Annotated in this window: 18 protein-coding genes, 1 tRNA gene and 1 pseudogene; 6 read left to right on the top strand and 14 right to left on the bottom strand. The window is 61.5% G+C overall.

All coding sequences use genetic code 11. The features are described 5' to 3' along the window. Positions 1-62: 62 nt before the first annotated feature. The 6 genes from QEZ49_RS16700 to aroA form a co-directional block, all read right to left on the bottom strand. Entirely contained in the window at positions 63-428 is a 366-nt protein-coding gene (locus QEZ49_RS16700) for a hypothetical protein (protein ID WP_280388475.1), read from the bottom strand. A gap of 132 nt (positions 429-560) precedes the next feature. Further along, a complete protein-coding gene (gene ihfB, locus QEZ49_RS16695; RefSeq protein ID WP_280388474.1) occupies positions 561-854 on the bottom strand; it encodes an integration host factor subunit beta in 294 nt (97 codons plus the stop codon). A gap of 27 nt (positions 855-881) precedes the next feature. Continuing rightward, positions 882-1,844, bottom strand: a complete 963-nt coding sequence (gene sppA, locus QEZ49_RS16690) for a signal peptide peptidase SppA (RefSeq protein ID WP_280388473.1) — start codon at positions 1,842-1,844, stop codon at positions 882-884. A gap of 201 nt (positions 1,845-2,045) precedes the next feature. After that, the gene (gene rpsA, locus QEZ49_RS16685) at positions 2,046-3,779 is read right to left on the bottom strand and encodes a 30S ribosomal protein S1 (protein ID WP_280388472.1); all 1,734 of its coding nucleotides are present in this window, start codon (positions 3,777-3,779) and stop codon (positions 2,046-2,048) included. Positions 3,780-3,960: 181 nt separating this feature from the next. Continuing rightward, the gene (cmk, locus tag QEZ49_RS16680) at positions 3,961-4,596 is read right to left on the bottom strand and encodes a (d)CMP kinase (protein WP_280388471.1); all 636 of its coding nucleotides are present in this window, start codon (positions 4,594-4,596) and stop codon (positions 3,961-3,963) included. Further along, positions 4,596-5,945, bottom strand: coding sequence for a 3-phosphoshikimate 1-carboxyvinyltransferase (gene aroA / locus QEZ49_RS16675; protein ID WP_280388470.1), 1,350 nt, complete (start codon positions 5,943-5,945; stop codon positions 4,596-4,598). Before aroA ends, cmk begins: the two co-directional genes overlap by 1 nt. A gap of 170 nt (positions 5,946-6,115) precedes the next feature. On the opposite strand from aroA, the gene QEZ49_RS16670 reads away from it, so the two are divergent. From QEZ49_RS16670 to QEZ49_RS16655, 4 genes are all read left to right on the top strand, one after another. After that, on the top strand, positions 6,116-6,481 hold the full coding sequence (locus QEZ49_RS16670; protein WP_280388469.1) for a TIGR02300 family protein: 366 nt from the start codon (positions 6,116-6,118) through the stop codon (positions 6,479-6,481). A 148-nt stretch (positions 6,482-6,629) separates the two neighbouring features. After that, positions 6,630-6,705: transfer RNA gene (locus QEZ49_RS16665), tRNA-Ala, on the top strand. Positions 6,706-7,070: 365 nt separating this feature from the next. Further along, the gene (locus QEZ49_RS16660; protein WP_280388468.1) at positions 7,071-8,636 is read left to right on the top strand and encodes a TerC family protein; all 1,566 of its coding nucleotides are present in this window, start codon (positions 7,071-7,073) and stop codon (positions 8,634-8,636) included. Between the two features lie 196 nt (positions 8,637-8,832). Beyond that, positions 8,833-10,506 carry an outer membrane beta-barrel protein gene (locus QEZ49_RS16655; protein WP_280388467.1) on the top strand — a complete coding sequence of 558 codons (1,674 nt, stop codon included), beginning with the start codon at positions 8,833-8,835 and terminating at the stop codon, positions 10,504-10,506. 65 nt (positions 10,507-10,571) lie between these two features. On the opposite strand, the gene QEZ49_RS16650 is transcribed toward QEZ49_RS16655, so the two are convergent. Next, positions 10,572-11,414 (bottom strand): transporter, encoded by an 843-nt coding sequence (locus QEZ49_RS16650; RefSeq protein ID WP_280388466.1) that lies wholly within the window; start codon positions 11,412-11,414, stop codon positions 10,572-10,574. Between the two features lie 182 nt (positions 11,415-11,596). On the opposite strand from QEZ49_RS16650, the gene mntR reads away from it, so the two are divergent. After that, the gene (mntR, locus tag QEZ49_RS16645) at positions 11,597-12,034 is read left to right on the top strand and encodes a manganese-binding transcriptional regulator MntR (protein ID WP_280388465.1); all 438 of its coding nucleotides are present in this window, start codon (positions 11,597-11,599) and stop codon (positions 12,032-12,034) included. Between the two features lie 147 nt (positions 12,035-12,181). On the opposite strand, the gene QEZ49_RS16640 is transcribed toward mntR, so the two are convergent. The 5 genes from QEZ49_RS16640 to QEZ49_RS16620 all read right to left on the bottom strand — a co-directional run bounded on the left by QEZ49_RS16640 (position 12,182) and on the right by QEZ49_RS16620 (position 15,074). After that, entirely contained in the window at positions 12,182-12,448 is a 267-nt protein-coding gene (locus QEZ49_RS16640) for a glycosyl hydrolase family 5 (protein WP_280388464.1), read from the bottom strand. 220 nt (positions 12,449-12,668) lie between these two features. Next, complete coding sequence (locus tag QEZ49_RS16635) at positions 12,669-13,001, bottom strand: outer membrane beta-barrel protein (RefSeq protein ID WP_280388582.1); 333 nt, start codon at positions 12,999-13,001, stop codon at positions 12,669-12,671. Further along, complete coding sequence (locus tag QEZ49_RS16630) at positions 12,938-13,426, bottom strand: outer membrane beta-barrel protein (RefSeq protein WP_280388463.1); 489 nt, start codon at positions 13,424-13,426, stop codon at positions 12,938-12,940. The genes QEZ49_RS16635 and QEZ49_RS16630 overlap by 64 nt, the downstream gene beginning before the upstream one ends. A 141-nt stretch (positions 13,427-13,567) precedes the next feature. Continuing rightward, positions 13,568-14,341, bottom strand: a complete 774-nt coding sequence (locus QEZ49_RS16625) for an N-acetylmuramoyl-L-alanine amidase (RefSeq protein ID WP_280388462.1) — start codon at positions 14,339-14,341, stop codon at positions 13,568-13,570. Further along, on the bottom strand, positions 14,331-15,074 hold the full coding sequence (locus QEZ49_RS16620) for a TerB family tellurite resistance protein (RefSeq protein ID WP_280388461.1): 744 nt from the start codon (positions 15,072-15,074) through the stop codon (positions 14,331-14,333). Before QEZ49_RS16620 ends, QEZ49_RS16625 begins: the two co-directional genes overlap by 11 nt. A gap of 182 nt (positions 15,075-15,256) precedes the next feature. On the opposite strand from QEZ49_RS16620, the pseudogene QEZ49_RS16615 reads away from it, so the two are divergent. After that, a pseudogene (locus QEZ49_RS16615) lies at positions 15,257-18,907 on the top strand (hydantoinase B/oxoprolinase family protein). Positions 18,908-19,007: 100 nt separating this feature from the next. On the opposite strand, the gene QEZ49_RS16610 reads toward QEZ49_RS16615, so the two are convergent. After that, positions 19,008-19,442: a DUF2852 domain-containing protein gene (locus QEZ49_RS16610; protein ID WP_280388460.1), complete on the bottom strand. Its 435-nt coding sequence runs from the start codon at positions 19,440-19,442 to the stop codon at positions 19,008-19,010. 689 nt (positions 19,443-20,131) lie between these two features. After that, positions 20,132-20,431, bottom strand: coding sequence for a hypothetical protein (locus tag QEZ49_RS16605; RefSeq protein ID WP_280388459.1), 300 nt, complete (start codon positions 20,429-20,431; stop codon positions 20,132-20,134). Positions 20,432-20,580 lie beyond the last annotated feature (149 nt).

Raw genomic sequence — 20,580 nt, 5'->3', positions numbered from 1 at the left:
TTGTCGTCACGCGTTCCATCGCGCTGCCGACGCTGCCCGATCATCGATTTTCAAGCAGCTAACTAGTTTCCGGCAGCAGCCAGACGCGGGCGCGAACTCGACGCCTTGGTGGCCTGCGTTGCGGCATCGCGCTCACGCGACAGGCGATCGGCCTCAGCGTGCCAACGCGCAGCGTCGCGTCCCTTCACGCGGGCATCACGGCGCCACCGTGACTGACTGAGCCACGTCGCAGTTCCGCCGAGCACAACACCCAGCAGCAGCGAGATGAATAGAAACGCGTAGAACGGCATCGACAATGCCAGCACCGGCGTCTCAGGATTGAACGGATCCAGCACAAGCTGGACCTGATGACGATTGACCACGGCCAGCGTGACCAGAAACACGCCGACAGGAAATGCAATGAGCAGCCAGACAATCCGTCTCAGCACGTGCACAGCCTCGCAAAAGCGATGAACCTCAAAGCCGCTTCAACTCAGGCAGACGCCAAAGGCAGCAGGCATTGTCGGTCCAGATTACAAAAAGCTAGGGCGCGAACGTGATGGAAACAAGCCAGCCGCGCTCTAGTGGCTTTCCTTGCCGTTGTTCAGCCTATCGCGCAGCTCTTTACCGGTCTTGAAGAACGGCACGAATTTTTCGGCCACGTTCACCGATTTGCCGGTGCGCGGATTGCGGCCCTGACGCGCTGCGCGATGCTTCACGGTGAAGGCGCCAAAACCGCGCAGTTCCACACGGTCGCCACGCGACAGCGCCTCGACGATTTCATCGAACACAACCTTTACGATGCGCTCGACGTCCCGGTGGTAAAGATGAGGATTGGTGCTGGCAATCTTATGGATCAATTCCGACTTTATCATCGTACGCCCCGCCGCAAACATATGAATTTATTGCTTTTCTGAAGGGTGCCAAACCGAGATCAGCCCGTCAAGACCAAGTGCGGCCATGGAGCGGTCCTGGGCCAGCATTTGGCCTAAAGAGGTGTGGTTGAAAAAGCTCGCTGCGGCCACGCCAAGCGAGCTGAACAGCCCCAGCCCGGATGCGGTTTGCGTTTTCCAATCAACAACTTTCACGTCTTCCGCGAGATTATGGTTAGCCCGCAGCCAGGCCACAGCCTCATCCTCGCCGCCGATGGAATCCGCAAGCTTGAGTTGTACCGCCTCGCGACCGGTAAACACGCGACCTTGGGTAAGCCCCGGAATGTCCTGAGGTTTAATGCCCCGGCGCTGCTCGACGAGACCCAGGAACCAGTGGAAGCCCTCGTCGATCATGGAGCGGGTCACCTTCTCGCCCTCGGCATTCAGCGGCTCGAAGGGTGAAGGCACGGCTTTCAGGTCACCGCTTTTGATCTCGTTGTACTTCACGCCGATCTTGTCGAGCATCTGGCTGACTTCCGGCCACTGGATCAGCACGCCGACCGAGCCGGTGATGGTGTTGGCGCGGGTGACGATATGGTCCGCCCCAAGCCCGACGATATAACCCGCCGAAGCGGCCACGGTGCCGAACTGCGCCACCACGGGCTTTTTCTTGGCCACCTCGCGCAGCGCCTCGAACAGCGCTTCGCCGCCGGTGGTCGTACCGCCAGGGCTGTTCACATAGACCAGCAGCGCCGCCGCGTTATCGGAATCGGCGATGCGCTTCAGCAGCTTCAACTGATCGCGATCCTCGGTGATCGTGCCCGAGATATCGACCCGCGCGATCTGCTTGGGCCCGAACTGCCCCAGCTGATCGTTCCGCGCCACGAATGCAAACAGCGCCGCTACCAGCCCCACCACTGCCAACGTCCGCCACAGGGTGAGACGGCGGCGCATCCGGCGCCGGTCCAGCACTGTGTCGATCTCTGCCGTCATAGGGGTCTCCGCATACGTTCTGGCTGTTCGCCCGGGACGTTATGCAAGGATCACGGCGCGGACAAGCTATCCGCGCGATAAGCCTTGCCAAAATACGAGTGCGGCGGGAGCCTGAGCCCCCGCCGCATCGAAATTAAGAGTTGTAGCGGGCCATTGAAAGGCACCCATCGGGCGCCTCTCCTGGTCCGGAGACCTGAAGGATTACTCCTTGGTCTCTTCCTCGTCGCCCTCTTCAGACTCTTCACGCTTGCGGATCGCAGCCTTGAAGATGTCGCCCAGCGAAGCGCCCGAGTCGGACGAACCATACTGAGCCACAGCCTGCTTCTCTTCGGCGATTTCGAGCGCCTTGATCGACAGAGACAGACGGCGTGCAGCCTTGTCTGCGCTGGTGACGAAGGCGTCGATCTTGTCGCCAACGTTGAAGCGCTCAGGGCGCTGCTCGGAGCGGTCACGCGACAGGTCAGAGCGCTTGATGAACGCGGTCAGTTCGCCATCGGCGGTCTTCACCTCGATGCCGTTCTCCTGCACAGCGACAACTTCACAGGTGACGGTGTCGCCCTTCTTGTACTTGGAGACCTCGTCAACAGGATCGCCGCCGAGCTGCTTGATGCCAAGCGAGATGCGCTCCTTCTGGCTGTCCACGTCAAGCACGATGGCCTTAACGGTGTCGCCCTTCTTGTAGTCCTTGATGACTTCGTCGCCGGGCTTGGCCCAGTCGAGGTCGGACAGATGGACCATGCCGTCAACGCCACCGTCGAGGCCGATGAACAGGCCGAACTCGGTGATGTTGCGGATCGGGCCTTCAACTTCCGAACCCTTCGGATGGGCGGCCAGGAAGGTCTCCCACGGATTGTCCTGGGTCTGCTTCAGGCCAAGCGAGATACGGCGCTTGTTGGCGTCGACCTCAAGCACCTGCACGTCCACCTGCTGGCTCGTCGAAACGATCTTGCCTGGGTGGATGTTCTTCTTGGTCCAGCTCATTTCCGAGACGTGGATCAGGCCTTCAACGCCCGGCTCCAGTTCAACGAACGCACCGTAATCGGCGATGTTCGTCACCGTACCGTTGACGCGTGCGCCAACCGGATACTTGGCTTCGATGGCCAGCCACGGATCAGCCTGCAGCTGCTTCATGCCCAGCGAGATACGCTGCGTTTCCGGGTTGATGCGGATGATCTGCACCTTCACCGTGTCGCCAACGTTGAGGATCTCGGACGGGTGGTTCACACGGCGCCATGCCATGTCGGTGACGTGCAGCAGGCCGTCGATGCCGCCGAGGTCGATGAACGCACCGTAATCGGTGATGTTCTTGACCAGACCGTCGATGACCTGGCCCTCTTCCAGACGGGCGACGATGTCGGCGCGCTGTTCGGCACGCGTCTCTTCCAGCACCGAGCGGCGCGAGACGACGATGTTGCCACGGCGGCGGTCCATCTTCAGGATCTGGAAGGACTGCGGCTGATGCATCAGCGGGCCGATGTCGCGCACAGGGCGGATATCAACCTGCGAGCCCGGAAGGAACGCAACGGCGCCGTCAAGGTCGACCGTGAAGCCACCCTTGACCTTGTTGAAGATGACGCCTGTAACCTTCTCATTCTTCTCGAACTGCTTCTCAAGGCGGGTCCAGCTTTCCTCGCGGCGAGCCTTGTCGCGCGACAGGACAGCTTCACCGAGCGCATTCTCGACGCGCTCCAGGTAAACCTCGACCTCATCGCCGATCTTGAGCTCGCCCTTGCCCCCAACCGAGAACTCGCGCAGCGCCACGCGGCCTTCCGTCTTCAGACCAACGTCGATGACAGCGAGATCCTTCTCGATGCCAACGATGCGTCCCTTGACGACGCTGCCTTCAAACAGATCTTCTTTCGCGAGGCTTTCAGCCAACAGCGCCGCGAACTCGTCGTGCGTTGGGTTGAGGTCTTTGGAAACGGCTTCGGACATACGTTTAGGGCTCCTGATAAATTCTGTTGAGACGCAGCCAATGCATCTCGCGGATGACGAAACGGCCAAAGAACTCCCCCGCGCAGTGCGCGAGCGGACAGTTCTCCTGCCGGTGCTGTTTTTGATTTCCGGTCCGCTGTGATGGGCCAGTGCCCTGCCAGCTTAGAATTGGATGCCTGTTTCAGGCACCCTGCTGGCCGATCTTCCTCTTGATCAATCCGACAGCGGCGTCGAATGCCGCCTCTATATCTAAGTCTGAAGTATCGAGCAAGTCGGCGTCGTGCGCCGGACGCATTGGCGCATTATCCCGCGACGAATCCCGCTCATCCCGGCGCAGAATATCCGCCAGGATATGTTCAAAACTGACATTTTCGCCGCGCGCCAGGCATTCGCGGTGCCGCCGTCCCGCCCGCACCTCGGCCGTGGCGGTTACATAAATCTTAACGTCCGCATCCGGGCAGACCACCGTGCCAATGTCCCGCCCATCCAGCACAGCTCCACCCACCTGGGCCGCAAAATTGCGCTGATAAGAGAGCAACGCGGCGCGAACCTGAGGGATACGCGCCACGATCGACGCCAGATCACCGGCTGCGGGCGTCCTCAGATCAGGGTCGGAAAGCCCTGCAAGATCCAGTCCCCGGGCTGCCGCCAGTGCCGCCCAAGGGTCAGCGGGCCGGAATGAAGCGGCCACCACATCCCGCGCCACCGCCCGGTATAGAAGCCCGGTATCGAGGCATGGCAGCCCCCAATAGGCAGCGATACGGCGCGCCAGCGTTCCCTTGCCCGACGCAGCCGGGCCATCGATAGCGATGATCATCAGCCCTCCGCCCCTTCGCCCGAAAAGCGCGCACCCAATCCACGCATCAGCGGCATAAAGGCGGGGAAGCTAGTAGCGACCATCGTTGTGTCATCGACCGTCACAGGCTCGCGGCTGGCCAATCCCATGGTGAGGAATGCCATCGCCATCCGGTGATCGAGATGCGTTTTGACAGTGCCGCCGCCCTTCACACCATCACCGCCGGAAACGATCAGCGTATCGCCTTCAGCCACGGCATCGACGCCATTGACCACCAGGCCGGCGACGGTCGCGGCCAGTCGGTCACTTTCCTTGACCTTCAGTTCGCCCAGCCCTTCCATCACAGTCCGGCCATTCGCGAACGCCGCCACAACGGCCAAAATCGGATATTCGTCGATCATGCTTGGCGCCCGCTCGCCCGGCACGTTGATGCCCTTCAGCGGCGCGTGGCGCACGCGCATGTCGGCAACATCCTCGCCGCATTCATCGCGGTGATTGCTGAAGGTGATGTCGGCCCCCATTTCGCGCAGCGTCTCGTAAAAGCCGATGCGCGTGGGGTTCATCAGCAGCCCCTCGATCGTGATGTCAGAGCCCGGAACAATCGCAGCGGCAGCGGCCAGAAACGCAGCAGAACTGGGGTCAACCGGCACGCTGAGATCGCGCGCGGTGAGATCAGGTTCGCCCTGCACCGTGATGTAGCTCTTGCCATCCTTTTCGGTGATTTCCGGCGCGGCGCCGAAATAACGCAGCATGCGCTCGGTGTGGTCGCGCGTCGGCTCGCTCTCCACCACGGTCGTGGTTCCGGCAGCGTGCAGACCGGCCAGCAACACAGCGCTCTTCACCTGCGCTGATGGTACCGGCAGCACATATTCGATCGGCACCAGTTCGGCCGACCCGCGCGCCGTCAGCGGCAGCCGATCACGGCCGCCGTCAACTTCAAGGCCCATCTGCGCCAGCGGCGTCAGCACCCGCCCCATCGGCCGGCTGCTGAGCGAAGGGTCGCCCACCATCTCCACGGTGACGGCATTGCCGGCGATAATACCCAGCATCAGCCGCGCACCGGTACCCGAGTTGCCGAAATCCAGCGGACCTTCAGGCTGGCTCAGCCCGCCGATGCCGCGCCCCGTCACGTGCCACTCATCGCCCACCTGCTCAATCGGCGCGCCCAACGCCTGCAGCGCTTTGGCAGTGTTGATCACATCCTCCGATTCCAGCAGACCGCGGATGCGCGTGACGCCACGGGCCAGCGCGCCGAACATAAGCGCGCGGTGGGAAATCGACTTGTCGCCCGGCACTTTTACCAAGCCCTTGAACGGGCCAGCGGCATGCGCGGTAAGTGGACGCGGCGAGAAAGAGGCGTGGGATGTCACAGCGGGCGGCGCTCCGGAAAGGGTGAAAAAGCACATCGGCTCGCCGCGATAGAGCCGCCCGCCGGCCTTTGTGTCAACGCTATCCGCCCGTCCGGCTCGGATTGCTTTTGACAACCGGGTAGGGGTGTGGCATGCCGCGAAAAAATCCCCCCAGACAAAGGTTGGCTCCAATGGCGACCAATAAAGAACGCGGGACCAAGCGCACCTGCCAGAACGGCGACTGTAGCGCCCGCTTTTACGACCTCAATCGCAGCCCGATTGTCTGCCCGATCTGCAGCTCCAAGTATACGATTGCCCATGCGACAGGTCCGATCTCCAGCGTGGTGGCCGAAGAAAAGCGCAAGGTGAAGAAGCCCGAGTTTGAGGCCGATGCCGAGAATGAGGCCGAGGACGATCTGGTGGATGTCGATGCAGACGACGCCGATGAGGCGGTCGATGACGCCGCTGACGAGACCTTCCTCGAAGAAGAAGAGGAAGACGGTGGCGACGTTACCGGCATCATCGGCAGCGCAGTCGACGGAGAAGAGGAGTCCTGAGGGCTCCTCTGCGACGAAATCTCACTGAATTCGCCGCAAATTCACGCGATACTCACACGGCGCCAAATAGTCTCTTGCAAGTTTCTGACAGAGGCCCTAGAGAAGCGCCCTCGAACGGGAAACACTCTTTCCCGTTCTCCCATGGTAAGGGGCCATAGCTCAGCTGGGAGAGCGCTTGCATGGCATGCAAGAGGTCAGCGGTTCGATCCCGCTTGGCTCCACCAATTTTTCTCTTATAGCTCACGCGCCTGAAGGCGCTCCGCTTGGGCGGCGCATGCGCCGGGTCGCGTTGGTCCCTGAGCCCTGCGGGCTAAAGGCCGGCTTTAAGAGATCCCTCCACACGAATTTTGCGCGCAACTCGAACGCGCTCCGCTTAGACGGGCTCGCGCCGGATCGCCTTGCGATCTGAGCCCTGCGGCCTGTAACTCGATAAGCCCTACGCCCGGACAAATAAGCGCGGGCTATCGCTACATCGATGCCGCCCATCCACAGAGTGCCGCTCAAAGAATTTCTCGACATTGCGCTTCGCAGCGTTCAGGAATCACTTCCCCGTTGAGATCAGAAGGCGGCGGCACCCCAAGGCCGTCGAATGGATGTGTTTTTCGAATGGATGCTCGACCCTGCCGCCTGGGCAGGCCTTGCTACGCTCGTATTGCTCGAAATCATCCTTGGAATAGATAACCTCGTCTTCATTGCCATCCTCGCCGACAAGCTGCCGCCTGAGCAGCGCGAGCGTGCACGCGTTATCGGCCTATCCCTGGCTCTGGTGATGCGCCTTATCCTGCTCGGATCGGTCGCGTGGATCGTCACGCTCACCTATCCGCTGTTCACGGTGCTCGGCGCGGAAATTTCCTGGCGCGATATCATTCTGATACTCGGCGGCACGTTCCTCCTGTTCAAGGGCACGATGGAACTGCACGAGCGGCTTGAGGGCGGACACGCCGAAAAGGTCAGCGCCGGCCAGTACGCCATCTTCTGGCACGTCATCGCGCAGATCGTCGTGCTCGACGCGGTGTTCTCGATCGACAGCGTCATTACCGCCGTCGGCATGGTCGACGAGATCGCCGTGATGGTGATCGCCGTCACGATCGCCATCGGCGTGATGATGCTGGCCAGCGGTCCGCTGACGCGCTTCGTCAACCGTCATCCCACCGTGGTGATCCTCTGCCTCGGCTTCCTGCTGATGATCGGCTTCAGCCTGATCGTCGAAGGCTTCGGCATTCACATTCCGAAGGGTTATCTCTACGCCGCGATCGGCTTCTCGATCCTCATTGAGGCCGCCAATCAGGTTGGGCGCCGCAACGTCGTGAAGCGCGTGACGACGAGCGACCTGCGCGTGCGCACTGCGCAGGCTGTGGTGCGCATTCTGCGCGGTGGCGGTGATTCACAGGCATCGGAAGAAGTTGCCGCCATCATTTCCACGGCCGGTGACGAGACGGTGTTCAGCTCGGAAGAGCGTGTGATGATTGAGCGCGTGCTCACCGTTGCGCAGCGGCCGGTACGATCCATCATGGTTCCGCGCGTCGATGTGATCTGGCTGGACGCAAACGACAGCCCTGACACCATCCTCGCCGAGATCAAGCAGAGCGATCGCTCGAAATTCCCGGTCTGCCGTGAGGATGTGGATACCATCGTCGGAGTCGTGCACTCCAAGGATCTGCTGCTACAGGTGGCGAAAGATCCCAATGCGTTTGACCTCGCTGCCGTAACCAAGGAGCCGCTCTACGTCTCGGAAGACATGCCCGTGCTGAAGCTGCTGGAGCACTTCAAGACTTCGCCGGTGCACATGGCGATCCTGGTTGACGAGTACGGCACGTTCGAGGGCATCGTTACCCCGGCCGACATTCTGGCGATGATCGCCGGCGGGCTGCCGGACGCGATTGGCAACGAAGTGGCCAAGATGCGCCAGCGTCCCGACGGTGCCTGGGTTCTCGATGGCCGTCTTTCCATCGACGACGCCGAGCGCACGCTGGACGTGGTCGGCATGCAGGCGGAAGCGGAGGACTACACCACGCTTGGCGGCTTCGTGCTGGCAAAGGTCGGCACCATCCCGGAAGTGGGCGAAAGCTTCATCTGGGAAGGCTGGCGCTTCGAGGTTCTGGAGCTTGAAGGCCATCGCATTGGCTCGGTGCTGGCCAAGCGGGAGCCATCTTAGGCGAGTGTGCAACGCTCGCCTTTTCGATCCGCCGGCTAGCCGTTCTTATTCCGGCTAGCAATTCGCTTCATGGTCAACTCGCCTGACGTTGGCCATGGGCGTCAGTGGGCAGTGAATCGCCGAAGCACTATCCCAAATTTCGGACGTCACCCGAATCGCGCCATACGTGCAGGGAGCGAATTTGGGAAAAACGCCTATGGCGCCGAGACGTGTTGCACGCTGGATCGCATTCACCCTCGCCGCATGTTCGACGGCTGCCCATGCCGGCGAGATATCCGCGCAAGCTTCCGGTATCTACGCCGACTGGAGCGGCCTCTATGTCGGTGCGCACTTCGGCGGCGCGCTTGCGCTGACCAAAATCGATGACCCGTTTGGACCTTCCATCTACGGCGACACGGTGCGCACGATGGGACAGATCGGCGGTGGACAGGTTGGATATAATTGGCAGTTCGGCCGCACGGTGCTGGGCGTAGAGGCCGAGGCAAGCTGGGCCAACGCCTACGGAACCGACACCTGCTTTGCTTTTTCGGGCAACTACATCAGCGCCAACTGCGGCGTAGACATCAACGCCATGGGCTCGTTCACCGGCCGTGCAGGCTGGCTGATCGATAACGACGGCCGCACACTGCTTTACGGCAAGGCCGGACTTGCATGGCAAAATGCCAGCGTCACATCGGCAACCAGCGGCGGCACCGCGCTGCCTTCCACATCCACAACCGATTATCTCTGGGGCCTGGCGCTCGGCGTCGGCGCCGAACGGATGCTGGGCGAGCGCTGGAGCGTGCGCGCTGAATACGACTACCGCCACTTTAGCGACGGCGGCATGCAAACACCGGTAGGTATTTTCCAGCCCGTGCCCAGCCCAGATCCCAACGCGGTGGTGCAGGTGCCTTCGCGCGCAGCCGATTTTTCGCAGCAAACGCACCTCATCAAGTTCGGCTTGAATTATCGCTTCGGCGAGGCGCAGCAGCAAACCCGATCCGTGGCGGCGCCAGCCTTTTCGCCCCCTGGCATCCCCGGTGTGCGCATCGAGATCGGTGCGCGTTACGTGTACGGCTGGGGACGTTTTCAAAAGGATCTCGGAGACGTCCTCGGGGTTTCCTCACCCGCATCACGGCTGACCTATGGCGGTATGAAAACCAACGGTGCGGAATTGCTCGGCCGCGTGGATCTTGCCAATGGCATCGTGGCGAAAGGTTTCATTGGCTGGGGAGACGGCACCGGCAGCCTCTACGATGAGGATTGGGCCATCCCCGTTGCTGTGTTCGCACCGTATTCGAACACGTGGTCCAAAGTTGATGACCGCATCAGCTATGGCACCGTCGATGTGGGTTACAATGTCTGGCGCGATGACGGCTCGCGGGTAACGCCATTCGTCGGCTATGGGCATTTTCATCAGCAGATGGCAGCCCGCGGCTGCGTGCAGGTCGCCAACCCGCAAGCGGTCTGCCGAAATCCATTTCCGCTTTCAATCCTCGGTATCACCGAAGACGACACCTGGCAGGTCCTCCGCGTCGGCGTAGCGGCGGACATGGAAATTTTGCCCGCCGTCACTCTTTCGCTCGACGCCGCTTATCTACCGTTCGTGCGTTTTAATGGCACCGACAATCACGTCCGGCGTTCACTCATTTCGCCCGAATGGGGCGGCGGCACCGGCACGCAGATCGACCTGATGCTGAACTATGCCGTCACCGAGCAGTTCAGCGTTGGCGTCGGTGGGCGCTACTGGTCGATGTGGGCCCGCGATGGCAGGGCCAACTTCGGTGGCGGCGGCGACATCGTTCCGATACGTCACGCCGTGGAGCAGGCCGCGTTTCTGGCACAGGGTTCGTACGCGTTCGACTGGTCTGGGCCATCCACCCTCGATTGAGAACGCCCAGACCATTGACGAATGCGATCCGTCCGCGGCCTGTCAGCCGCAACGCGACCGACGTTTCAGAAGCGCTGCGATACGCCGATAAACGGATTGAAACGATCCGCCGTATCCGTGACTCTAACGTTTATGCCGGCATCGAGCTGCAGATTGCCGTTTATCGCATACGTGAGACCGGTGGCGAGCACGAGCGCCGTGCCGCCGGGTGTGAGGGCGCCAAAGCTCGCAGCGATTTCGTAGTAGGTGCCGATCTTCTCGGTCCATTCATACGACAACGCCGCGGTGGTGACATACCCGGCTTCGTATTTGCCGCTGATGTCTCCGCGCACCCAGGATACGCCGCCGTTGATGCCAAGACCGAAATTGTTCGGCAGCTCGATAGCCAGCGGAACGATGAGACCGCCCTCGACGTGCTCCGGGCTGATGCCGTTGTTATCGTTCGTCGGCAGCGTGATGTAAGGCAGCAGCGCCAGCGCCGATCCGATTTCGGATGCGTTGTCGTTGCCCCACAGATTGACCTTGCCGCGAATATCGACGCCGCCAACACCGGATGCGCGCTCAGTTGGTAGCCCCGGCTGCCGATAATGGGTTTTGCCGTGCGGCTGCCAGACGAAGTTTATCTCGGCGCTGTTGGTGAGGCCGATGCGCACGTTGGTGGTGAAGAACTCGTAGGCATCCACCTCGCCGCCAAACTCATCGGCATGCGAGCGGCCGAACCCAAAAACATTGGTTTCGATCTGAACGTGTCCGGCATCGACCGTGAACGGGCTTTCCGTCATGTCCGGCCGATCGGTTGTCATGTCACGCATCAAGCGCGTCGGCGTCGGATTGAAAAGGTTGTAGCCGCCTTTGTCGTCAGCGACGGCCACCGCGCTGCTGCCCGCGCCCGCAACTGCAACTACCAAACAAAACGCTGCTTTCTTCATTGTCGCTCGTCCCCCGTTGATTCAGCCGGAAATTCTGGCTGACTTAGTTCGCCATGTGGTACAAATTTAGCTTCTGCTAACTTTTAGTTAGCTGCGACTAACTTTGATGTCAACGGAGGCTTGAGGTAGGATCGCGTCGAGGGGCAGCGGATGGAGACGAGATGGACACCGCCAGGGGCCGGGCGCGCGATGCCCAGCGCCGCGCTGAGCAATTCAGGCGCGTGCGCGATGCGCATCAGACGGAGGTCGCGGAGGATTACGTGGAGCTCGTCGCGGATCTCATTGAGGAGACCGGCGAGGCAAGGGTCGTGGATTTATCCGAGCGGCTAGGTGTCACCAAAGCGACGGTGAACAACACCATCCAGCGCCTGCAGCGCGACGGACTGGTGACCAGCCAGCCCTATCGTTCGATATTTCTTACCGAAAAAGGCCGTGCGCTGGCTGAGACGTCGCGCGAGCGGCATCACACCGTGCGTGATTTCCTGCTCGCATTGGGGGTCGATGCCGATACCGCCGAAGCCGACCTCGAGGGCATCGAGCACCATGTGAGCGAGCCAACGCTGGAAGCGTTCCGCAAATTTCTGCGCAAGTCAGGCTGACCGAAAGCGACAGCCGCCGAGCCGCGCTTGATACAAGCGCAGCGTTGCCAGCAACGCTTAAAAATACAACGGGCGACCGCGAATCTGAGGGCCTGACTGGCTCCCATCGCGATCGCCCGTTGCGTTGTTCCTGCCGGAACCGAGATATCAACAGCCGTGGCGCCACATGCAGCGGGCAAAGCGCGGCGAGCCCATGCCCCAGCGACGATCGCAACGGTTGGTCCAGCGCACGCAGCGCGGGCTGATCTGCGGCACCACTACGTATTCAGCGGGAGCCGGCGCGTAATATTCCGGGGCCTGCGCATAGTATTCCGGCGGCGGCGCGCGTCCGAAGTCGGCGGCGGTTGCCACCGTGCCGGCAGACATGACACCAATAACAGCGGCTGCGGCTGCGAGCGTGAGGGAACGCTGCATAGACTACTTCTCCTGATTTCATTTCCAACGGCACGATGGCGCATCGCACCTGGCGCACACATCGCTTCCCACCTGAGAACGCGCTGAGCGGCATACCGTTTCAATAATGCACCCGGGTAAACGATGCCTAACCCACGCTGGTGGATTGGTGCCGCGCGCGCCAGTTGCGCGGGCAGTGCCACTCAGGTTGCATAGGGCTTTCTGGTTGCAGCAGCGGACGTCAGAAGCGGTAGTTGATGCTGGCGGAGACGGTATCGAGCTTCACGTTCACCTTGTGTGAGCCCGAGTAGACCGCACATACGCCCGGCCAGCCGCTGCACTCGCCGAAACTCCGCACGCGATGCGAGCCCAGATCTACATGCAGATACTGCAGTTTGAGCGACCAGCGCTCGGAAAGAGCCTGTTCAAACCCTCCGCCCAGCGCCCAGCCCCATGACGTTTTCTGAAAAGCGGCCTGTTGATCGAACGACCCAAATCCCGCCGGCAGAACTAGCTGTGAGATGTTCTGCGAAAATTCATGTCTGCCAACGGCAAGGCCTCCGGTGACATAGATGAGGCTGCGATCGAACGCCCAGCCAATACGGCCGCGAAACGTGCAGCGGTATCGATGCGATAAGGCTGGGGAACAGGTAGGCCCGGAACATTGAAGCCGGTACGGCTGTCGTCCACGTTGAGGAAGCTCACATCGGCTTCAACGCCATAGACCAAATCGGACTGCTGAAGATTGTAACCTAGCGCCACACCGCCGAACACATTCTCACCGTTCAGGCCGCCATTCAGCAGCGGCAGCAGCGCGTCCCGATCAACCTGCTCCGAGGGGACATTCCAGAAATTTGTCAGTTCGGTAGACACGCCGGTGTCCACCCAGGCAGCACCGACGGAAGCACCTACATAAGCCCCGCTCCAGTCATAACTCTGAGCGTGGGCAGAAACGCCGCTGGTCAGCAGTGCACATGAAAGCAGCGTCGCAATGCGCATCGTCAATCGCCCCAAAGAATATATGCAACCGAGGATAGGACATCCCTAGCCGATTCGTGTGCCCTTGCGGACACGGTCCGCTAACATTCAGCGAACGGTGGAATCTGAAATCAATTTACAGGGGAGCAGTGGCGACGAGCGTCAGGCGATGACCGGTTCAGGTAGCGCGTCGACGAGGCGGCGCAACGTGTCGAGCGTGCCCGCATCGATCTGGCCATCGGTGCGCGCGGGACGGAAGTGCATCTGGAAAGAGCGGATCAACACTTTCGGCCAATCGTCACGACCCGGATTGTCGACGCCATAGCCATACGCGCGCAGCAGCACCAGCGCTTCCGCCAGCATTGAAGCGTCGTCACCGCTGGATGACGGCGTGCTTAAATCCGTTGACGGCGTCACCCAATGGCCGACGCCAGCCCGCGCCAGATACGCCCAGTCGAACTTCTCGCCCGGATCAATCTTGCGGCCGGGGGCGATGTCGGAATGGCCCAGGAAACGCTGCGGCACAATGCGATTGCGGCTGGCGATATCCCGACACAGCGCCGCCACAGCATGCATTTGCGGCGGCGGAAAATCGGGATAGCCGCGTTCGTGGCCGGGGTTCTGAATCTCGATGCCGATGGACATCGAATTGACATCGCATTCGCCATACCAGCGGGACGCCCCGGCATGCCAGGCGCGGGCATGCTCCGCCACCATCTGCGTGATGATGCCCGCTTCATCGACGACGTAGTGACACGACACACCGCTTTCGGGATTTGCCAGCCAGCCGATTGCGCCCTCCGCGGAAGTCATGCCCGTGTAGTGCAGGATAACCATGCTCGGCGGCCAGCCGTTGCGGCGCTGCTCGAAGTTGGACGATGCACGCACCGCGTGCACCAAAGCGGAATCCGGCTCAAGTTTCGTCTCAAGCTTCATTCAGTCGACCCAACCTCTGCCGCTCCGTCGCCCGTTCAGCCTTGATCTGATCATACGCGGCATTGATTGCGGCCAGCCGGCGCGTGGCCGCGCAACGCAATTCGGGCGGAACGCCGGTCACAGCCAGCTTGTCGGGATGATGCTCGCGCACCAGCTCACGGTGGCGCAGCTTTAGCTCTTCATCGGACAACGAGGGCATGACGCCCAGGATCTGATACGGGCTGCACGGGTCATTGATGAAACCGGCGCGAATGGAAAGAAACTCCGCCCGGCTGAGGCCGAACTTCTCCGCCACGATCTGCAGGAAGCGATCTTCATCGGGATGCAGGATGCCATCGGCCGCCGCGACATGGAACAGGCACTCAAGCAGCGCATTCAGCATTTCCGGCTCGTCGGCCAGCAGCGACGCAATCTTGCTGGCGTACACTTCAAAGCCGGCGATGTCCTGGGCCGCGAGATCATACAGACGGCGGAAGTTCTCCTCTTCGCCCTTAGGGATGTCGAACACGCGCTCAAACGCGCGCTCCTCAATCGGCAGCGCAACGCCATCCGCCTTCGCCATCTTCGCGGCCAGCGTAGTCACCGCAATCGTGAATGCGACGGTGCGATAACCCGGCGTGCGGTGCGCAGCCAGCTCGCGGCGCAGCCGTTCCCACCACGCGCCGATGGCGTCCAGCACCGAGGTGCGGCCCGTGTCAAAACCAATCGCGTGCGATATCGCTTTCCAAGGCATGGCATTTCCTTATCGGCATTCGCACGCCACTTGAAGTGCGCCGATGTCGTTGCGGCGGCAGCTAAGGTGAACGTGCGGCATTTAGCGGAAGTTTACGTGGTCAAAGCCCCGTGATCGTGCACGGTTGACGCACCCCTGCGCGGCCGATAGCTCAGACAGGAACACAACCGGATGGAAGGCGCATGGCGGGGCAAATAGGCGGCGGCAAGTGGCATTTCTTCATCGACCGTGGTGGTACATTCACGGACGTGGTCGCCCGCTCACCTGATGGCAACCTTAAGGCGCTGAAGTTGCTGTCCGAGAACCCCGAAGCTTACGAAGACGCCGCGCTTGAAGCGATCCGGCGCTTTCTTGACGTCGCGTCCGGCGCGCCGCTGCCCACCCAGCGCATCGGCGCAGTGAAGATGGGCACCACCGTGGCGACCAACGCGCTGCTGGAACGCAAAGGCGATGCAACGGCGCTGGTGATCACACGCGGTCTGGCCGACCAGCTGGAAATCGGCACGCAGGCGCGGCCCGACATTTTCGCCCGCCAGATCGTAAAGCCTGAGATGCTCTACTGCCGCGTTGTCGAAGCCGACGAGCGCGTGCGGGCTGATGGCGCGGTCGAGCGTCCGCTCGACATTGCAGCGCTGCGCCACTCGCTGGCGCAAGCAAATGCTGACGGTATCGACTCCGTCGCCATCGTGCTCATGCACGCCTATGCGCATCCGGCGCACGAGCAGCAGGCCGCCGCGCTGGCGCGTGAAATTGGCTTCGGCCAGGTTTCCGTCAGCCACGAAATTGCGCCGCTCATAAAGATTGTGCCGCGCGGCGACACGACGGTGGCGGATGCCTACCTTTCGCCGGTTCTGCGGCGCTACGTCGATCGCGTTGCGGGGGCCCTCACTGGCGAAAACGCCGACGCCCTCAACGATGCGCCGCGCGTTTTGTTCATGGCCTCTTCCGGCGGACTGAAGGCCGCTGAAACCTTTCGCGGTCGAGACGCCATTCTTTCCGGTCCCGCTGGCGGCGTCGTTGGCATGGCGGAAACCGGACGCCGTGCCAGCTTCGAAAAGCTGATCGGCTTCGACATGGGCGGCACATCCACGGACGTCGCGCACTTTGCCGGTGACTATGAGCGCACATTCGAAACCCAGATCGCCGGTGTGCGTCTTTCGGTGCCGATGCTGCGCGTGCATACGGTGGCGGCGGGCGGCGGATCGATCATCACGTTTGATGGCATGCGGTTTCGCGTCGGGCCGGAAAGCGCAGGCGCCAACCCCGGCCCGAAGTGCTATCGGCGCGGCGGTCCGCTGACCGTTACGGACGCCAACGTGATGTTGGGCAAACTCAACCCGCAGTTCTTTCCCGCCATCTTCGGCCCCGACAGCGATCAGCCGCTTGAAACGGACGCCGTGCGCACAGCCTTCAGCGAACTGGCGCATGAGGTGGGCGATGGACGCAGCGCCGAGGAGATCGCCGACGGCGCGATCCGCATCGCCGTCGAGAACATGGCCAATGCAATCAAGAAGATCTCAGTGGAGCGCGGTTACGATGTAACGGAGTACGCGCTTAACTGCTTCGGATCGGCGGGTGGGCAGCATGCATGTCTGATCGCGGACACACTCGGCATCGACACGGTGCTGATCCATCCACTATCGGGCCTGCTTTCCGCATACGGCATGGGATTGGCACCGCAGCGGGCCAGTCGCGAACAGTCTATCGAGGCGCCGCTTAACAGCGAGACCATGCATCGGCTGGAAACCCTCGCCTACGAACTCGGCAGCGCGGCAACAGAAGAACTGCTTGATGAAGGTGTCGAGCACGATGCCATAGTCATCGAGAGTTTTGTCCACCTGCGCTATCAGGGCACCGATACCGCGCTGGCCGTACCGCTCTCCGAACCCGGCTTCATGCTCCGCGATTTCGAGGCCATCCATCGCCAGCGCTTCGGGTTCGTATCGCCGGAGAAGCCGATTTTCGTCGCAGCAATCGAAGTGGCTGCAACCGGCACCGATGAGACCATGGCGGTCGCACCGTCTGTTTCAGGTGACATCGGCTTGAAGCCGGGAACAGATCGCCGCGCGCCTCAGCTGCGAGAGACAACGCGTTTTTATTCGCGCGCGCAGTGGCACGACGCTCCGGTTTACATGCGCGGTGATCTTGCTCCCGGACACACAATCGATGGCCCGGCGTTGGTGATCGAGCCGAACCAGACCGTGGTTGTAGAGGCGGGCTGGAGTCCGTGGGTCAGCGGCGACAACGATATCGTGCTGACGCGCATCGAGCCGCGCCGCCGCGAAATGCTGAGCGACAAGGCCGATCCGATCCTGCTTGAGGTGTTCAACAATCTGTTCATGGCCATCGCCGAGCAGATGGGCGTGAGCGCTACAGTAACACCGCGCTAGTCGGTGAACATCAAGGAGCGGCTGGATTTCTCGTGCGCGGTGTTCGACGCCAATGGCGCGTTGGTGGCCAACGCGCCGCATCTGCCGGTGCATCTGGGCTCGATGGATCGCTCGGTTGAAACCATTATCCGCGCGCGCTCCGGCGAGATGCGCCCCGGCGATGCCTATATGCTCAACGCGCCCTATAATGGCGGCACGCATCTGCCCGACATTACCGTCATCACGCCGGTGTTCGATGAGACCGGCACGCGCGTGGTGTTCTACGTCGCCAGTCGCGGTCACCATGAGGATATCGGCGGCCTGACGCCGGGATCGATGACGCCGCGCGCCACCACCATCGAGGAAGAGGGCGTACTGATCGACAACTTCCATCTGGTCGATCGCGGGCGGTTCCTGGAGAACGAAACACGCGCGCTGCTGTCCGGCGGTAAATATCCCGCGCGCAGACCGGACAAAAATATCGCCGATCTGAAGGCGCAGATCGCCGCCAATGCAAAGGGTGAGGCGGAGCTGCGGCGGATGGTGAAGCACTTCGGCCTTGATGTCGTGAGCGCCTACATGCGCCATGTGCAGGACAACGCCGAAGAAGCGGTGCGCCGGCTGTTGGCGAAGCTGGACGATGGCCACTACCGCGTCGAGACCGATCAAGGAACAGCGGTGGAAGTGCGCATTACCGTGGACCGCGAAAACCGCAGCGCCAAGGTGGATTTCAATGGCACAAGCGCGCAGCAGCCCAACAATTTCAACGCGCCTGAACCGGTGACGCGCGCGGCTGTGCTCTACACCTTCCGCGTGATGGTGGACGAACCGATACCGATGAACGCGGGATGCTTGAAGCCCATCGAGATCACTATTCCCGAAGGCTCGATGCTGCGGCCAACCTATCCAGCTGCAGTTGTCGCGGGCAACGTCGAGACGAGCCAGATCGTAACCAACGCGCTGTTCGGCGCGCTGAACGCACTCGGCTCATCGCAAGGCACGATGAACAACCTGACGTTCGGCAATGACCGCGTGCAGTATTATGAAACGCTGTGCTCGGGCGCGCCTGCGGGGCCGGGCTTCGACGGCGCAGCTGCAGTCCACGTCCACATGACCAACACGCGGCTGACCGATCCGGAAATTCTGGAGCTGCGCTATCCCGTGCTGCTGGAGGAGTTTTCCATTCGGCGCGGGTCAGGCGGCAAAGGCCAATGGCACAGCGGCGACGGCACCCGGCGCGTCATCCGCTTTCTGGAGCGGATGCATTGCGCGATCCTTTCCGGCTATCGCACCGTGCATCCGTTCGGACTTAATGGCGGCGGACCGGGTGAGACCGGCAGCAACGCGGTACGTCGCGGCGATGGCAGCGTGGAAGACATCGGCGGTTGCGCTGAAACCTTGCTGGAGCCGGGCGAAGCCATCATCATTTCAACGCCGACCGGAGGTGGTTTCGGCACACCATGACGGAGCGATCCGCCACTGCGCATGTGTTGCGCGGGTTCCCAAAAACAAAAAGCCAGGGCACGCGCCCTGGCTTCGATGTTAGGCGCGATGGTCGATCCCGTCAGGCGGTTGCGACCGGGCCCTCACCTGCGCTCCCGGAAGCGGGACGCGCGCGCCGTTCGGACATGAACTGATCGAACTCGGCCTTGTCCTTCGCCTTGCGCAGCCGCTCCAGAAACTCCTGAAACTCGCGCTGCTCATCCTGCAGGCGGCGGATCGTTTCCTCGCGATACTCATCGAACGCGGCGTTGCCACTCGAAGGGAAGCCGCGCAGTTCCTGGCCCCAGCGCTCAACAGTGCGGTCCCAGCGATCGCCGTTGCCGCGCCGCCAGCGGCCGAAGCCGCTCATCCGTCCACCACATCCCATGCGTCCACTCCAGTATAGGTAGGCGAGAATTGCGAGACCCACGGGCCAGAACACGATGAAGCCAACGACCATGGCTCCAATCCATGCCGGTTTGCCGTAGTCGTCGAGCGTCGCAACAAGCCCATTCATAGCAGGTCACTCCGTATGTGAATGTTTATCACATTCACATACGTGGCATCGGCGGGGGCGGCCGTCAAGAGGGGATAGGGGAAAATCCGAACGCTGATCGCACAGCAGCTTTCTTTAACGTGGCGGGCGATTGAGCGGCGCCCGCACGCCAAGATCGCGAGTGATCACGGCTCTCCAGCCGCCACGCATCAGCGCAAACGGCCTGCATTTCGTGAGCTACCGCTCTTCGCGCAGACGCAAAAAAGCGATCGGTGCTCAGCTAAGATGTAGGTAGATTTTTCGCGAAATGAAGGCGATGCGCGCGGCATATACGGACGCGCACTCAGCCAGTCGGTTGCCGCGATGTAGCGGCAGATAGCCGATCAGGCCGCACAGCGCGCACCGTCGCGCTTCTCAGAGCGCGGCGGGGAAACCTGAAGCTGGATCCTGAGCAGAACTGTCAATGGTCACACCGCCCAGAGAATGGACTGGCCACGACATCTGCCAGTTACCACACCCAGCTCACTCGCCGGATAAGACATCCATCCGGATCGTGGCTCAGCGCGCGTGACTTAGAATGATCAACCTAGCGGCATCATGCGACCGACGGGAGAAACGTCGTGAGGGCTAATCTCGCCCGTCGGATGCATGAGATCTCGATAATCGGATCAGTACCGCACGACGAACGTTGCAACGTTCGCCTCAATGCGTCAGCGCTTCTTTGCCGGAACGCGCTTCTTCACAGCCTTCTTGGCTGCACCCTTCTTCGCCGCAGCAGTCGTCTTTGCTGCTACCGCCTTCGCCTTCACAGGCTTGGCCTTGATCGGCTTGGAAGCAACCTTGCGCACGGCCTTCTTCTTGGCCGGCTCTTTCTTCGGAGCATCCGCTGCCTGTGTGAGAGCTGAAGCGGCAAGCTTCTTGATCTCGTTGTGAGTGAGAGTACCGGGAGCCTTGATGCCCTTCGCTGCAATACGCGCAACTGCCGGTGAGGTCTTCTCGTTCGCTGCCATTTTGAAACCCGTCTTTGCTAACTACATGCGCACCACTACTCGCGCGCGATGCCGCCTCACGTATACATCGGTTTCAACGTTGATGCATTAAGCGTTTGCATGCTGTGTGCAAACTCATCGTGCGCATCACACACAACGCACGATGAATG

This window comes from Hyphomicrobium sp. D-2, assembly GCF_029872155.1.
Lineage (GTDB): Bacteria > Pseudomonadota > Alphaproteobacteria > Rhizobiales > Hyphomicrobiaceae > Hyphomicrobium_A.
The sequence above is the reverse complement of the archived record's forward strand: the minus strand, read 5'-3'. Positions and strand labels throughout refer to the sequence as shown.